Origin of the sequence: Shewanella marinintestina (genome assembly GCF_023283845.1) — a bacterium.
GTDB lineage: Bacteria > Pseudomonadota > Gammaproteobacteria > Enterobacterales > Shewanellaceae > Shewanella > Shewanella marinintestina.
Genome location: NZ_JAKILC010000002.1, coordinates 1 through 16,393 on the forward strand (window position 1 = coordinate 1; position 16,393 = coordinate 16,393).

The 16,393-nt window shown below is 41.5% G+C and carries 11 protein-coding genes and 1 tRNA gene; 4 read left to right on the top strand and 8 right to left on the bottom strand.

Annotated features, from left to right (window positions below; translation table 11 throughout):
- Positions 1–10 precede the first annotated feature (10 nt).
- Positions 11–86 (top strand) — tRNA-Thr (locus tag L2747_RS02340).
- 493 nt (positions 87–579) lie between these two features.
- On the opposite strand, the gene L2747_RS02345 is transcribed toward L2747_RS02340, so the two are convergent.
- The 7 genes from L2747_RS02345 to L2747_RS02375 form a co-directional block, all read right to left on the bottom strand.
- A complete protein-coding gene (locus L2747_RS02345) occupies positions 580–1,893 on the bottom strand; it encodes a sugar MFS transporter (RefSeq protein ID WP_248997505.1) in 1,314 nt (437 codons plus the stop codon).
- Between the two features lie 434 nt (positions 1,894–2,327).
- Positions 2,328–3,521, bottom strand: coding sequence for a transmembrane glucosamine N-acetyltransferase NagX (nagX, locus tag L2747_RS02350; RefSeq protein WP_248997506.1), 1,194 nt, complete (start codon positions 3,519–3,521; stop codon positions 2,328–2,330).
- Positions 3,522–3,663: 142 nt separating this feature from the next.
- A complete protein-coding gene (gene nagA, locus L2747_RS02355) occupies positions 3,664–4,797 on the bottom strand; it encodes an N-acetylglucosamine-6-phosphate deacetylase (RefSeq protein WP_248997507.1) in 1,134 nt (377 codons plus the stop codon).
- Positions 4,798–4,863: 66 nt separating this feature from the next.
- Positions 4,864–5,760: an N-acetylglucosamine kinase gene (nagK, locus tag L2747_RS02360; RefSeq protein ID WP_248997508.1), complete on the bottom strand. Its 897-nt coding sequence runs from the start codon at positions 5,758–5,760 to the stop codon at positions 4,864–4,866.
- Between the two features lie 229 nt (positions 5,761–5,989).
- Positions 5,990–8,665, bottom strand: a complete 2,676-nt coding sequence (locus tag L2747_RS02365) for a family 20 glycosylhydrolase (RefSeq protein WP_248997509.1) — start codon at positions 8,663–8,665, stop codon at positions 5,990–5,992.
- A 25-nt stretch (positions 8,666–8,690) separates the two neighbouring features.
- Positions 8,691–10,178, bottom strand: a complete 1,488-nt coding sequence (locus tag L2747_RS02370; RefSeq protein WP_248997510.1) for a methyl-accepting chemotaxis protein — start codon at positions 10,176–10,178, stop codon at positions 8,691–8,693.
- Positions 10,179–11,006 (bottom strand): type 2 periplasmic-binding domain-containing protein, encoded by an 828-nt coding sequence (locus tag L2747_RS02375; protein ID WP_248997785.1) that lies wholly within the window; start codon positions 11,004–11,006, stop codon positions 10,179–10,181.
- A 511-nt stretch (positions 11,007–11,517) separates the two neighbouring features.
- Between L2747_RS02375 and L2747_RS02380 the strand changes: the two genes are divergently transcribed.
- From L2747_RS02380 to L2747_RS02390, 3 genes are all read left to right on the top strand, one after another.
- A complete protein-coding gene (locus L2747_RS02380; protein WP_248997511.1) occupies positions 11,518–12,411 on the top strand; it encodes a sulfite exporter TauE/SafE family protein in 894 nt (297 codons plus the stop codon).
- 88 nt (positions 12,412–12,499) lie between these two features.
- The gene (locus L2747_RS02385; protein ID WP_248997512.1) at positions 12,500–13,225 is read left to right on the top strand and encodes a SapC family protein; all 726 of its coding nucleotides are present in this window, start codon (positions 12,500–12,502) and stop codon (positions 13,223–13,225) included.
- An 82-nt stretch (positions 13,226–13,307) separates the two neighbouring features.
- A complete protein-coding gene (locus L2747_RS02390; protein WP_248997513.1) occupies positions 13,308–14,837 on the top strand; it encodes a tryptophan halogenase family protein in 1,530 nt (509 codons plus the stop codon).
- Positions 14,838–14,841: 4 nt separating this feature from the next.
- On the opposite strand, the gene L2747_RS02395 is transcribed toward L2747_RS02390, so the two are convergent.
- Complete coding sequence (locus tag L2747_RS02395; protein WP_248997514.1) at positions 14,842–16,368, bottom strand: tryptophan halogenase family protein; 1,527 nt, start codon at positions 16,366–16,368, stop codon at positions 14,842–14,844.
- Positions 16,369–16,393 lie beyond the last annotated feature (25 nt).

The following is a 16,393-nucleotide window of genomic DNA, read 5'->3' on the forward strand; positions in this document are numbered from 1 at the left end:
AAGCAAATAAGCCGGCATAGCTCAGTTGGTAGAGCAACTGACTTGTAATCAGTAGGTCCCGAGTTCGACTCTTGGTGCCGGCACCATAAAAACAAAAAAGCCACTCAATGAGTGGCTTTTTTGTATCTGCTATTTATAGCTTCAAGTTCAATAACCTTGATAGTATTAAATTCACCATTTAGCACTTCCGTTAGTAACTCGCTCCCCCTCCACTCTAGCCAAAATTCATAAAACCTATGTCGGGGATAAGGCTTTAAGTCATAACCAATCTCTTTTGTAACATAACCAGCAGATGCCCTCATTAATAATTAAGACACTCATAGAGCCAGTCATAAAGCTCTTGTACTCATTACTATGATTCTAAGTGGTCCTATCATATATCAAGCTTAAAATAGCTTGTGTACCTCGTATAGTAAGGTTACTGCTATAGCTAACTGTTGTGTAGCATCACCAGAAATACCTCCGCTTACTTTCAACCAAAGCATAATTGATACGGCACCTAACTAGCACTACGAAATTATGCCAAACTGAAAATAAAAAAGGAGCCTAAAAGGCTCCTTTATAACACAGTAGACTTGATTACCAGCTGCGCATCTTGTGACCTTTTAAGGCGTAGAATAAGATGAATAAATAGCATGGTAATGCAACCCAATAGGCTACCTGAGTATTATCAGCAAAGTGTGCAACCTTACCAAATACTAGCGGTAAAATAGCGCCGCCAGAAATCCCCATAATCAATAGTGCAGAACCTTGAGCGGTATACTTACCCAAACCTTCTAATGCTAGCGGCCAAATTGAAGGCCAAACAAGCGCATGAGCAAGCCCCATGAGTGCCACAAAAGTCACTGTATCAGGAATAACTGGAATACCGCTCCAGCCCCATAAAATATCCGCAATCATAGTGCTTTCACGAGAACCTAAAGACGCACCGATAACACATAAGATCCCCGCAATAGCTGAACCTAACAATGCCTTTTCTTGACTAATAAACTTAGGGATACAAGTCACACCAATGATGTAACCAAATACCATAAACACCATGGTATACGAAGTGAGTGAGGCGAAGTTATTCACACCTAAGCTTTCACCATAAAGACCGATGGTATCACCGGCAATCACTTCAACACCAACATAAGCAAATAGAGCTAAGGCACCTAATACAACTTGTGGGAAATGAGTAATACTGCCCTTTTCTTGGTGATCATCAGCGCCTTCAAACTCAAGCTCTGGTAACGAAGAAAACTTAACAAGACCAATCAAAAATGTCAGTGCGATAGCCATGTAGATATATGGCATAACAAGTCTAGAAGATAGCTCATTGATCTGTGCTTGGCGCTCAGTTTCAGTTAACGCAGCTAAGTGCTCTGCGGTAAAGTTTTCAAATCCAGATAACACTAGCGCTGTAAACAAAATAGGTACAATAACGCCAGCACCTTTGTTAATTAGCCCCATGATACTAATACGCATTGCAGCGCTTTCTTTAGGGCCAATATGTACAACATAAGGGTTTGATGCAGTCTGTAAAATAGTTAAGCCTGTACCCAGCACAAATAGAGCACCAAGAAACAGCATATAATTGGCACTTTGTGCTGCAGGTATAAACAGTAATGAGCCGACGACCATAATCGCCAAGCCTATTGCCATACCATTTTTATAGCCTGTTTTTTTAAGTATGGATGACATAGGTAACGCCATCACGGTATAAGCAATGTAGAAAGCAAACGTTACGAACAACGCTTGAAACTCATTTAACTCACAGATGATTTTAAGGAATGGGATCAGTGAGCCATTAAGCCAAGTCACGAATCCGAAGATAAAAAAGAGCACACCTATAATAGTCATAGGCAGTAAACTGCTCTTTGGGCTAGCTTGAGCCTGAGTCGTTGCTGTCATATTAAACCTGTTTCTTATAGTAATTGATTTTATGATACCAGATTAATCTGTTATCCCATCCTTCATTGTCGCTACTTTGTTGTTGCAGACTTCTAGCTGCTTATTATTTGGCAAGTGCAGTTCACAAGAGCCTAAATTCAACGAAACTAACAGTTCTATCTGGCCATCATTAACGTTGTTATTGATGTCTTAGCCCGCCTATTGTTTCACTGATGTTAAAACATTGCAGCCAAAAAGACAACGCTGTCATTTTTATTTTATTTGTGTTTTCGGATATATCATATGGATCCTATCTCCAATGAGCATGCGGTCTACGCCGCATTTAGAACCAATAATGACAAAACTATTGACGGCGCATGCTAAGCCGAAACGCTTAGCGAATAAAAAGATAAGATCCGACAGCGGTCTTCAGCCTAGCGTTGCCACATCAAAGGTTAAACTTTAACGAAAATTCCGCGCTTGTACATCCAATAAAGCACTAACCATTGCACCAAGAGTAAAGCAATAACACCGGCTAAAGCCTGTACATTATTAGGCAAGCTCGCTATCACACCACCAAATAAACTTTGTGCAGTGTATTTCCAATTAACGATACTGCTAGCGATATAAATCACAATCGAATTACAGCCTATGACGGTAAAGAAAAACGCCCACCTCTGCACTTTAACTACATCAATGATGGCGTAAAACAAAGCCAGCAACAGAATGCTCCACCCCGCTGTAACCAAAGTAAAACTGCTGGTCCATAGAGTTTTATTAACAGGTATCAGTGGTGAGATAAGCCAGCCCAACACAATTAGCGCGATCCCCGAAGCCGTTAATACCCCCACTTTAAACCACTCACCTTTTATATGAGGCTTAACGATAAAGTGACCGACAAACACACCAAATAATGCATTAACCACAGCCGGTATAGTAGATAATATCCCTTCTGGATCTACCGCTGCATTTTGATAAGTGCCCCCCGGTAGTAACAAAGTATCTACCGCTGCATTTATCGAACCAGTAGCACTGAATGCGCCGCTACCATTAAGGGTAATAAAAGGAAATGTTTGCAATAATGCATAACCAACTAATACGCTAACAGCGGTAATGATTTGCGTACGTAAGCTCGTATGCCACACTAATAACGCACAGAAAAACCAAGCGAAAGCAATACGACCTAATACACTGGCATAGCGCACCTCGCCTATGGCAAACGGTGCACCAGTGCCCCAACCATGGTTATAAATAACACCGAACAATAGTAGTAACAGTAATCGCTTTATAGCATGTTTATATAGAGGTGTTCGTTGCGGTAAAGGCAGTTTATCTAAGCGTTTTGGCGATAAGCCTAATGCGACACCAGATAGAAAAATAAACAGCGGAAAAATCAGGTCGTAAAACGTAAAACCATGCCAAGCACTGTGATGCATTTGTGCATCAAACCATTTAAACCCTGCCCAACCAGTTAATACGAGTAAAGCAGCAAATAACGCTTCACCACCTAAAATCCAAAACATATCAAAACCACGTAAAGCATCAAGAGATTTAAGCCTTAATTTCTTTACTGGTTTAATGGTTTGTTGCCCCGAGGGATTTTCCGCTGAGTTAGCTTTTTCAGCAGTAGTATTAGTTATTGTCGTCATCTAAAGAGCCTTTTATTTTAGTTTTATTGGCTTTATAAAGGGTTTGATTAAAACAAAGCCTCCGTAGTATTCACTACTGAGGCTCCATTTAATAGTTCAAGTTTAAGGGATAAACCCTGTGCAGCTCATCAACTGTCAACAACTAGCGAGTAAACGCTAGCTCTCCTCCAATATAGGTCTGCCCCACTTGGTAGTTATCATCAAGAGCCACCATATCGGCACGCCCACCCACTTGCAGCCTACCCATTTGATGACTTAACCCTAAATATTCAGCAGGGTAAAGAGATGCCATACGAATAGCCTCCTCAGGTGCAAGCCCTAGCATATTAACAGTGTTAGCAACGGCGCCAGCCATATCGAGTACGCAACCAGCAAGCTCGCCCGTCACTGCATTTAGCCTGTCGCCAACTCTTAATACCTGAGTCCCAAACAATTCAAAACTAACTTCTTCATCTAAGCCGACAGGTGGCATCGCATCAGTCACTAACATCACCTTGCCTTTAGGCTTAGCATTAATTGCGACTCGAGCAGATGCAGGGTGCACGTGATGACCGTCAACAATTAAGCCACACCAAGCTTCAGTGCTTTCAAGCGCTGCGCCAACCATACCTGGTTTTCTAGAGTCCAGCGCTGACATGGCGTTATAAAGATGAGTAAAACCGTTTGCGCCAGCATCGAGTGCAGCTTTCACTGTATCGTAATCAGCATTAGAGTGACCTAAACACACCTTAACACCTGATTTTACCAGCGCTTCGATAACTTCTGTCGACACATTCTCAGGTGCAAGAGTAACAACTTTAATACCAAGGTCTTGGCGGCTAAAAATCTCCAGCTCTGCATCTGAAATACGACGAATAAATGGCTGAGGATGCACGCCTTTTTTAGGTACGCTTAAGTGTGGTCCTTCAAAATGTACACCGACTACACCCGCAACTTTTTGTTCTAATGCTGCTGCAACCGCATCAGCAGCCTGATGCATGACATTCAGATCATCTGTAATTAATGTCGGTAGAAATGCCGTGGTGCCATATTTAGCATGGGCTTTGCCAATGGCTGCAATCCCTTTGACATTAGGAGATGAGTTAAATAGTACGCCTCCTCCGCCATTAACTTGTACGTCAATAAAGCCAGGAGTGACTAAACGACTTAAACGTGACTCTTTGGCACCTTGCATGGTATCAAATGCCAAGATGTGCCCATCTTCAAACGTGATAGGCAAGCCAGTATGGAGTTCATCTCCATCAAACACGCGATCTGCAATTATCGTTTGCTTCATTTTGTTCTCACTTACTTAAATGTACCGCTATCGTATCGACATATTTGCTTTAGAGTCTTAGGCCAATTAAGCCTTAGCATGTTGTTGCTGAGCGAAAAATGCTGCGCCCCACTCTGGTGGCTGTAAGGTAGGAGACATTTTTGCTACTACATCCTCATCAAGCCAAGGTGCGAGTGGCTCAGCAAGTCCACCTATCATTGAAAATCGCGGGGGATTAACTTCAAATAACTTACGTGCGAGTTCACTGATATACCCCGCGCCTTCACGGACAATATCGAGCGCAACGCTATCTTTCTTTGCAGCACTTTCAAACACGATTCTAGCAAGCTTTGCGTAAGTACTAGATGATTGACCTGCAAGGTTTTCAACGATCCCTAATGCACTATCGACACCAAAATAATCAAATAGTCGCTGGCTCAATACCGTTTTGTCACCAAAGCCATCTAAGTCTAATAGTGCACACTCGCCAGCTTTTAAACCAAGCCAAGCTCCACTGCCTTTATCGCCCAGAGCAAAGCCATGGCCACCGAGAAATAGTTCTGTATCTGCAACTTGTGCATAACCACAAGAGCCTGTGCCTGTAATAATAACGGCGCCTTCTTGGCCTTGATGTGCGCCAATACACGCGGTATGCAGATCAGTCGTCAAATACATACTGGCAAATGGATGCTGCCAAGTCGCAATATCTTGGTAAAGTCTTGGGACATTAACCCCTGCTAAACCTAACCCAGCAATTAAACGCTTGGCGTCGCTCGGCGCCAATCCTGCGTCAGCTAATGCTAGCTGCGTTGACTCTTCAATTGATTGAAACGTTTGAGCTAGGCCATGAAGTGGGTTAGCACGTCCCGCTACCCCTGTGCCTAAAATACGATAGTCACTAGTGTAAATTGTTGCACGGCACTTACTACCACCACCGTCAATTCCTATGTATAGCGACTCTTCTTTCGTCTGGCTCATGCCCATGACAGACCTCTTTATCGTTCTCATTCTTTTATAAACAGAATGGATCTAGACTTTATGTGTAAAAGCCCACCAAGTTAACTTCATGTTACAACAATAATGACAGCGTTGTCATTCGTTTTTTAAACTAGCTTTATAAAACATAAAAAAACGTAGCAACACCTTTGGTACTGCTACGTTCAAGCTTAGTTATTACTTACATATTTTGCAGATAACAACTGTTAGCCAATTGTTACTTAACAACTAATGTGCGACCTTTACGATTACCGTCTGCAGCTATCACTCGAACTTCAACAGGCGCTGTAACAGTTACGCCCTCAGCATACGCTTGCCATTGCCCACCAGCTGACCGATATTCAATATCAAGCCCAGGGAAGATCACATTAGCAAACAGTTTACCGTCTTTTATAACAGCGCCTGGTGTTGGTACTCGGTATGCAATATTAGCCTTATCAAGCTTTAATAGTTCTTTAGCGCCAAGAGTATTGGCTATGCGATACCAGTCGCTGGCCTGCGCGGCACGCATCTCTTCAGTAAAGAAACCACTTTGCTGATTATAAACCGCACCTTGGTATTGATATGGCACTTCCCAATTAGGCTTATGCCAAGCGCGCTCAGCAAGCATCATCACTCTCGGAAACATCATGTATTCAGCAACATCATCACTACGCACCGTTTCACTCCAGAGCTGACCTTGAATACCGGCAAACTTCACTGTTGCTTTTAGCGGGCCGCTGACCACGTTACCAGCTTCATCTTTTATTACAGTATCGTCAGCTTCAAAAGGTAAGTTTTCAATATCGGTCCACTGCTCTGCATTAGCCGGCAAGTTACCTGGCATAAAACTGTGGATTTTTTGCGAGTTAGTGTTTCGACTAGCCCAGTAATAGCCATGCTCTTTCGGGTCGGCCTCATAAGGGAAGTCAAAGTACAAGACTTCAGGCTGACCAAGTACGGCTTCCCAGCCTAAGTTTGCTTGCTGGTGAGCGCGTTTATGGCCGCCATGTGCTACAACATCCCAAATGTTTGACTGCACTTTCTTTGGCATGTTTTCTGGACGAGTATGACTCATGCCATCACTCCACCCAGCAGCTTCAATACCTTTGTTTGCCAATAGCTGAGAGGTTCTTTCGATAAAGTAAGCACCAAGCTCATCCATGCTCTTTACGCCTTTGTCATTATTGGCAATAAAGGCTTTACAGACAGGAGATTCAATCCATGCACCGGCAGTTTCATCGGCGCCAATATGGTAAAGATCTAATGGCACTCCAGCTTGTTTGTGTAGTGCTGCGATTTCATCAATCACCTTATCGATAAAGGTAAAAGTCGACTCCATACATACGTTCAATGTATTGTCGTTATAGTACTGAATCGATGAGTAAACCGTTTTATCATCACTATCAGATAATAAATATTGCTTTGCTTCTTCAGTTTTATCTGCCGCCATTAAGGTGCGGTATCTCGCTTCCATTGATTTAATTGCCGCTCTTGAATGCCCAGGCATATCCATTGATGGAATAACTTGTATTTGTCTGGCGTTAGCATATTGCAGAATTTCAATATAATCTGCTTTGCTATAGTAGCCATTGACCTTAGCATCGCTAAATGGACCACTACCTAACTGAGGTAATAAACAGGTATCTTCGCTTAAGTCATGACAACGCTTACTGCCAATGTCTGTTAATTCAGGTAAGCCATTAATTTCTAAGCGCCAGCCTTCGTCGTCAGCCATATGCAGATGCAATTTATTCAGCTTATATGCTGCCATCTGATCTAGCAGGTCTAAAATTAACTGTTTGCTATGAAAGTTACGTGATACGTCCACATGCATGCCGCGAAAATCATAACGTGGCTCATCATCGATAAAAATAGGATTAACCGCTAATGTTTCTGTATTTACTAACGAAGCAATAGACGCAAGACCATAAGAGAAGCCGGCATCATCAGCTGCAAAAATTTGGATCCCCTCTGCTGAAATATCAAGATGATACTGACCAGCTGAGGTGCTAGTCGTTAATGGTAATAACTCGGTTTTCACTCCTTTAGCACTTTGCTTAACACCAATGCGAGCGAGTCTTTGCAATGCCGCGCTGACAGCGGCAGCCCCCACATCATTAAGCTCAACATTTAAACCTGCATCTAGTGATACAGGCAGCTCTCCGGCTTTCAGCTTAACCTTAGCCGGTGTCGGTAAAATGCTATTTTCAGCAAGGACTGCATCAACAGGTGTATTTAGATTATTGTTATAAAGCACCGAGCTTGTAGCCCACTCAAGCTTATCTGTCTCACGGCGTTTATACTGCGTTTCACTATTGGTATACGCATCCACATAAGGGCGCACTTCCATACCCGTTTCAGCATCAACCGCTAGTTGCGTGCTACTAATAATGACAGGCTCTAGACCTTCAGCCGCAATATAATAATTTGGCATTCCGTCGATTTCAGATAATTGCCAAAGCTCACCGCGGAACTGAATAGTCGTTTTCTCGCCTTTTTTAAGCCCTTTAAAGCCAGCAGCAGGAGTGATTTTATGCAAGTCACCTTGCACACGAGTTATATCAAACTCGTCACCGACGATGCTCTGTATTGGACGCATTTGCGAATAATAAATCGACCAGTCTTTATTATTGATATCAATTGCAGAAGTTAAATCTATTTCAGCTAAGAAGCAGCGGCCATTGCCCACTTCTTTATCACAGTTCTCATCAGGCACATTTGTCACCACGCGATAGCGGATCTCTAATGTATGACCTATTTTATCGAGAACTGACTGCGTGAGTTGAGTGGTTGCGCTGGCAGCTTGAGAGCTCACAGTTACAGGGGATATTTGTTCATCTGCAGCCTGTTTTGAACAAGCTGTGGTTGCCATTGCAACCGCTACCGCTGCTACTATCAATTTAATCTTCATGACTTTCCTTATTCTATATTCTTATTTATAAGCGGAACGATTTAACAAGATCTCGTAACTTCTCCCCCTGTAGAAATAAACGATCACTCGATTGAGCTAGTCTTTCACTATCTGTAGATGCTGAACCTGATGAAGTAACTAACTGATTAAGAGTCATCGATATGCTTGAAGTCACTTCTGTTTGCTCTTTAGCAGCAGCTGAAACGTCTAGGTTCATATTACTTATGTTTGACACAATTTCAGAAACTTTAGTTAATAAGCACTTGATTTCGGTTGAATGCGTTACTGCATCGTCTGATAAACTTTTACTAGAGTGCATAGCATTTACAGTCTCTTTTACACTGCGCTGCACCATTTGAATCATCTTTTGGATCTCGCCAGTTGCCTGCTGGGTTCGGCTAGCTAACGTTCTCACTTCATCGGCAACAACAGCGAAGCCTCGCCCTTGCTCACCAGCGCGAGCAGCCTCAATGGCCGCATTAAGCGCTAACAGATTAGTTTGCTCTGCAATAGCATTGATCACCACCACAACTTCATCAATTTTCTGAGTTTCTTGTTGTAATTGTTCAACTGATTTTGCTGATAGGGTTAACTCTTGAGCAAGACTTTCACTCAAGGCAAGTCCGGAGTCAAATTCACTATAACTATGTTCAACCTTTCTATCCGCATCCGTCGCGGCATCAGCCGTTGCTCCAGCATATGCAGCAACATCATTAGCGCGACTGTTAAGCTGAGTCATTGCTGTTACTGCTGCTTCAGCATCGATTAATTGTGACTGCACACGTTGATTGTTAACGCTGGATAATGTCCCTAACGCTTCTGCATCAATAAGTATTTGCTGAGATGTTTCACTCACTTTGCTAATGCTTAGATGAATTTGACTGACAAATTGATTAAAAGAAGCCGCCAGTCGGCCAACTTCATCTTGGCTTTCAACCGGCAATTTATGACTTAAGTCTCCATCGCCACAGGCAATCTCATCCATAGCGTGAACAATATGCGTTAATGGTGTTGTCACAAGTACTTTTAAGATCACGTAAATTGCACCAATACTAAGTAACAAAATCATTGCAGCCATAAGCAAATACGTAATCAATAAGTCAGTTAACGCTGATTGGATAGGTTGCTGCGAATAAGCAATATTCATTTGTCCAGTTGCTTGCCCATTATGACTAAAGCTCAATTGATGCTTAGTGAGATCTGATTCAGCAATCTTTTCGCTCTGGCCAGCAGAACCTATATCTTGCCCACGATGATCTTGCAGCCCAATAGAATAAATCTGTGGCGATTTAAGCAAAGTCGATAGTACCGCATCTATTTGCTCGAAATCATAATTGAATACAGGTTGGGCCAAGGTGACTTCCAGGTTTGCTAGAGAATTAGTCTGATAATCAACAAACTGCTGTTGTAGGCGACTTTTCTCTAACCAATACGCTCCGCTGAATAAAATACTGATCACTACAAACAGCGCACAAGCTAAACCGATCTGGACCTTTAATGATAAAGACTTCATTTAATTGACTCCCTCAATATCAAATAAATCCAACCATAATTCAGGTCGATTAACAGGTGTTAGGTGATGTAACCCCGGAGTATCGAGTCTAATAATGACCCGTTGGTCAAACTTAGCCTTGGCGTATAATTCATCAATTTTAAAATACTGATTGTACATAGAGTCGAAGCTACCATCTGCCACCATAGACTCTAATCCTTGCTGTAAGTCTTGAGCTAATTGTGGTTGTTCGGGTGATACAAAATAATAAGCAGGCGAACGATATTGCAATAACACACGCTCATCGATTTTTAATGCGGGATCAGGGTGTTTATCTAACTCTTCCCAAATTTCTTGGGCACCTAAGGCTAGGTAATCAAAACGACCACCTTCTAGCATTGGATATAGATTTTTATACTTATAGCTAGTCACTATAGGAAGGTTAGCGGCTTTAATGATATCGGCATCGGGCCAGTAGTGGTTTTGACCTGCGGTAAACTGCGAAAAATCTGATTTTGAATCTACCTGATTAAATTGCTGCTGGGATTGCTGGCGGATAATAAGCAAGCGATTGCCTAGTAAGCCTTTAAATATAGGGATCCTGATCGGTAGGAGTTGCTCTTCAAGTGGCAAAGAGGTCATGCTCCAAAATACATCGACATTACCTGCTAGCGACTCTTCAACTTTACGCTTTTGATTCATATCTGTCGAAAGCTGGCGCAACTGATATTGACTATTGACACGAATTAACGCGGTATTCATTAGCTGTAGTTGCCAACTTTCGGGAATAGTTGTGGTGACCGTTTTCGCAACAACGTATTGGCTTACCACGATAGTAGAAGTAAGCATTAGTGCTAGATAAAAACGTGTTTTAATCACTTTAAGTACTCCATTCAAAACCTGACTAAAGATTGAATCAAATAACTTACTGCATCAGGTAACAACCGCGCCTAATTTAAAATTTTTTCGTCTTTAAAAAAATGGCCGAGTGTAATCAAACACTCGGCCCACAATAGTTTCTGGGGAGAGACTATATAGGAGTAACAAACATATTCGTTTGCTCAAAGGCATAAAGCAGGAGACCTCATCCTCTTCATGCAGACCTTACAAACAACATGTCACACAAGCAGATGACAACGCTGTCATTTGTGAACATACACAAACCAGAACAATATATCTACATTTTTTTGACATTTAAATGTGGTTATTTTTATGCCAAGGGCATTTTTAAGTTAATCAGTCATTCCTTAATAAAAGAGTTGAAACCAAAAATATGACAACGCTGTCAAACATTGATAACATCGCATTAGCTTTTAGCGTGATTAATAGGCAGCGATAAAAAGAATAAACTGGATATCTAATGAATGAGCTGACAAAAAATAGAATCGTTCGCAACTTATGGTCTATCCCTATTTTTTTGGGTTTAGTGGCCCTTTGGTCAAAATTAGTATTGCAATCACCCAACTCATTTGCACTTATTCAAGATTATCTTCACTATATTTTTCTAGGAATAACTGGCGCTATATTTGCCAACTCAACGGGAGCTGGCGGCGGGGTTATTTTCATCCCTGTTTTCAATAGTCTCAACTTAACAAACGAGCAAAGTATCTCTACATCCTTTGCTATACAGTGCTTTGGCATGACAACTGGTGCTGTCGCCTGGTTTAGTTACTACCTACAAAATAAAAAACACAGTTGGACACAACTGCCGTTATTGTTATTGCTGTTAACACCTTTATCTGTTGCGGGCCTATGGACGATAGAATCATTAATGATCCCGCCGTTAGCTAATCTAGAATATTCATTTAGCTTATTTTCAATTCTGCTCGGTATTACGCTAATTTATAGCCATTCCAAGTTAAATAAGTCATTAACGCCAATACGTCATCAAGTAGAGCTAACTGATTTTATTGCACTTGGTTGCATTAGTTATTTAGGTGGGATGATCACTGCTTGGCTTTCTGTCGGTGTTGGCGAACTAATAGTAATTTACCTGTTGTTAAGAAAAGTAGAGCCTACTTTAGCCGTAGCGACGGGGGTCATTGTCACAGCTATAACAGTGTGGACAACGGCAGGAATACACTTATCAGCTGATAGCGATACCAACTTTAATATTGTCACATTTGCAGGGCCAGGAGCCATCATCGGCGCATTAATAGCTAAGAAACTCGCGCTGTTTCTGCCGATAGATAAACTCAAGCTATTCTTTGCAGCTTGGATAATTGTTTCTGGTACAGCAATGTTAGTTATGTAATAAGAATGGCCAAATGCCTTAATCTGTAAACGACAAATAGTAAACCGATAAGCACTTAATAAATAATAACTAAAGGTTAAAAATCAATATGACTAATATCGTTCCACTTAACTCAGATTCCCATCAAAATATATGTATCACAGAATCGAAGGACTACCGCCGTTTTGCCAATGAGCAACTTATTCCGGTAGTGTTTCATGAGTTTCACCACCTAGCCTCCGAATTCCCTCTAGTTTTTGTAAAAAATACAGAAACCGGACAATTTATTCCCGTGGCTATGATGGGGGTTAAACAAGGCTTAAACCTCTACAGCCAAGATGCAAATTGGCCAGCGAGTGTCAATCCACGCGGCTTTAATAATGCCCCATTGTCGCTAGTCAAAACCAGCCAAGATAATGATAACGTGCTTGTTTGTATTGATACTTCGAGCCCGTTAGTCACAACGACAACTGAAGGCTCACACCCTTTATTCGATAGTCAAAAAGAACAAACAGATTATCTTAAAAAACGAACTCAAGCTTTACTTGAAATGGCTGAGTTTAACGAGCAAACCAATAATGTTTGTCAGTTATTAGCATCTAAAAACCTATTTACTAGTAAACAGCTAACGGTCAAGCTTACCCAGAGTGAGCAACCAATCAAAATCGATGGCGTTTATGTTATCGACGAGCAGGCTCTAAACCAGTTAAGCGATGAAGAGTTTCTGTCATTAAAAGCTAACGGATTGCTGCCTTTAATCTACGCCCATCTAGTATCACTGCAGCAAATATCACGCCTAATAGAGCTGCAAAATCAATATGATTTAAGCCACTAATTATGTATCTAAGTCTGCCGAAGATAAGTGTGAGTTAACATCAACGGCAGCTTACTTTTCTCTACTAAAGGCAGATTTAACTATGATCACCACTCCTCCTAAAGAAATCATCATTGTTGGTGGTGGCACTGCTGGCTGGATGAGCGCAAGTTTACTTCAGCATGCATGGGGTCATTTAGGCTGCAAAATTACTGTACTGGATTCAGTGGAGATCCCTAAAATTGGCGTAGGTGAAGGCTCAACTCCGGCATTAAAACGTTTTTTTGAAACTCTTGCTATTGATGAGTCAGAATGGATGCCAAAGTGCAATGCCACATATAAATGCGGTATTAGCTTTCCAAATTGGGCATCAAACTCATCAAAAAATAGTTATTTCCACCCTTTTTACTCCAACATTGATCTTAAAACGGGTAAAGCATTTATCCATAATACAGATTTAAGACGCCAAGGCTTCTTAGTTGATGAACATCCAGATAATTATTGGCTACAGAGTTTTCTTGCTAAGGAGAATCGCTCTCCGAAAACGAATATTCAACTAAATGGTGTTATGGAATACGGCTATCATTTTGACTCAGCTTTATTAGGAGAATACCTGAAAAACAGAGCTAAAAATTTGGGTGTGGGGCATCTATCCGATACTGTGACCCAAGTAAATATGAGTAGCTGTAACCAGATAAAACAGCTATTAACAGCATCAGGACGGAAGCTTGAATCTGAGTTATTTATCGACTGCACAGGTTTTAGTGCATTATTGATAGGTAAAACGTTAAACACAGCTTATAAAAGCTATGCTGACGGCTTACTAAACGACTCGGCTATCGCAATTCCATCATCTATTGATTGTTCTAAACCAATCCCACCATTTACAGAGTCTGCCGCGTTGACAGCTGGCTGGGCTTGGAAGATCCCCCTAAGCAGTCGCTACGGGAATGGTTATGTTTATTCATCTAAACATATTAGTCCTGAAGATGCCGAAGCAGAACTTAGAGCTCATGTCGGTGTAAGTTGTGAGGGAATGCCTGCAAAACATTTATCAATGCGTTTAGGCCGAGTAGAAAAGCATTGGAACGAAAATGTGTTAGCTGTGGGTCTTTCTCAAGGCTTTATTGAACCACTTGAAGCAACAGCGCTAATGTCAGTGCAATTTACTTTAGAGGAATTTATTAACAGCTACTCTCGCAACAACCAGATTCAGCAAAACCTCTTCAACAATAAAGTGAATAGCATACTCGATGCCATTAAAGATTATATTCAAGCACACTACTTTTTAAATACTCGTACCGATAGCCAGTATTGGTCTGATGCCCGCAATATCGACAATTGCTCAAGTAAGCTTAAGCAAATTATCGACGTATGGGATCATCCTACTGGAGATCTTGAGCAAGTACTAACCAATACCAATAGCCTTGCAGCATACCTGACTCCAAGTTGGTACTGCTTACTCGCCGGAAAAGGACGCTTTAATCAAGTAGCGATGAAACCTTTATCAAATGAAAAGGCCGTTAGTATCGAGAGCATTAAGCATTACTTCAATACTGTCACTCAACACTTTCCGCTCCATAAACAACAGTTACAAGCCCTTTATGGGCAGAAATGGGAAAAGCCTAGCTGAACGATTAAATCGTTTGGAACCCATATTGTTTTATTTTCTCTAATAGCTCTCTTTGCGGTGGTAGATTAGCCACCAACTGAGCCGAGATATTATCAAGTCTATGCTGGTAATCATTGGGCATTTGCATCTCAGTGTTTGATATAAATTCAGCTTTAGTTGGAAAATGCATTCCATAAAGCACATAGAGGTAGTTTTCTAAATCAAAAACTTCAAACTTACTAAAGAAGTCCTCTTTATTAGGTACAAAGTTTTGCCAAAGTGCTAAGCGCTGCAAAAGTTCATCTGACATTGTGCCAGTATCACGATTGTCTATCCAAAACTTTGAGTCAGAGCGGTCCGATAGACAGTAATGCATTTTTATAAAATCAACGACCCGCTCCCATGCGTAACTCATTACATGATTGTAGCGTTGACTCATACTCGGTAGATCCTCTACTGACTTAGGAAACCGACTCGCTAAAAAACTTGCAGCAAAATCTGTCAACAAAATCGATGTTGCCTCTAAAGGCTCCAAAAAACCTTGGGCGAGTCCCAACGCAACGCAGTTTTTCTCCCACGAACGCTCTCGGTAACCAACCGTCATCGGAATAGTTCTGAACTGATATTCAGCTAACTTACCATTTAAATATGTATCTAATTTACTAACAGCAGTTTCATCATCCATGTATTTAGAGCTATAGACAAAGCCAATGCCTCGGCGATTGCTTAGAGCTATATCCCAGATCCAGCCTGCCTGATGTGCGGTTGAAATCGTAAAAGGAGGGATAACGTCATTAGGTGAAGTCGGTACTTGCACTACAACCGCTTTATCGATAAATAATTGATCCGCCTTATCAATAAAAGGCACCTTAAGTGCTTTATCTATCATTAAGGAAGCAAAACCACTGCAATCAATATAAAAGTCAAAATCTAATCTGCCTTTGGTATCTGTGATAAGCGACTCAATCTCACCACTTTCTGCCAATATCACCTCTTCCACATTTGCGGTTATATGCTCAACTCTAAAACGCTCTTTTGCGTTTTCAGCTAATAGCTCAGCAAACTTTGCAGCATTAAGGTGATAGGCATAGCCCAAAGCACCTGCATACTCAGCATCACTAATACTTTTGGGCGCTTTATAAGCCTCACAGACAGCATGTTGAGGTGACACTGTTCCAGCATAGGCAACGTGTTTTTTAGCTAACCACTTTTGTGTCAGCGCCTCTCCCATTGCAGATGGCATATCAAAAAGGTGGTGATAGAAGTTATTCTCGCCATGAGCGCTTTTATCTAACCAATTCACAAATTTTATCGACTGCTTAAAGGTTACATCGCAACGCTTAATAAACTCTGTTTCGCTGATCCCAAAACGCTTTAATGACTTACGGATTGCAGGAACTGTACCCTCCCCCACTCCTATAGTTGGAATATCTGCAGACTCAATTAAAGTGACAGATAACGATTTGTGTGCCATTGCTGTTAGGCCTAAATGATTTGCAGCTAACCAGCCCGCTGTGCCTCCGCCAACAATAGCTACCCTTTGAATATCCATAGCCGCCCTCTTATATTTATGCTGA

Excerpts from the sequence above, each read along its gene's own strand:
- L2747_RS02345 (WP_248997505.1), bottom strand. The coding sequence starts at position 1,893 with ATGACAGCAACGACTCAGGCTCAAGCTAGCCCAAAGAGCAGTTTACTG.
- nagX (WP_248997506.1), bottom strand. The coding sequence starts at position 3,521 with ATGACGACAATAACTAATACTACTGCTGAAAAAGCTAACTCAGCGGAA.
- nagA (WP_248997507.1), bottom strand. The coding sequence starts at position 4,797 with ATGAAGCAAACGATAATTGCAGATCGCGTGTTTGATGGAGATGAACTC.
- nagK (WP_248997508.1), bottom strand. The coding sequence starts at position 5,760 with ATGGGCATGAGCCAGACGAAAGAAGAGTCGCTATACATAGGAATTGAC.
- L2747_RS02365 (WP_248997509.1), bottom strand. The coding sequence starts at position 8,665 with ATGAAGATTAAATTGATAGTAGCAGCGGTAGCGGTTGCAATGGCAACC.
- L2747_RS02370 (WP_248997510.1), bottom strand. The coding sequence starts at position 10,178 with ATGAAGTCTTTATCATTAAAGGTCCAGATCGGTTTAGCTTGTGCGCTG.
- L2747_RS02375 (WP_248997785.1), bottom strand. The coding sequence starts at position 11,006 with ATGCTTACTTCTACTATCGTGGTAAGCCAATACGTTGTTGCGAAAACG.
- L2747_RS02380 (WP_248997511.1), top strand. The coding sequence starts at position 11,518 with ATGAATGAGCTGACAAAAAATAGAATCGTTCGCAACTTATGGTCTATC.
- L2747_RS02385 (WP_248997512.1), top strand. The coding sequence starts at position 12,500 with ATGACTAATATCGTTCCACTTAACTCAGATTCCCATCAAAATATATGT.
- L2747_RS02390 (WP_248997513.1), top strand. The coding sequence starts at position 13,308 with ATGATCACCACTCCTCCTAAAGAAATCATCATTGTTGGTGGTGGCACT.
- L2747_RS02395 (WP_248997514.1), bottom strand. The coding sequence starts at position 16,368 with ATGGATATTCAAAGGGTAGCTATTGTTGGCGGAGGCACAGCGGGCTGG.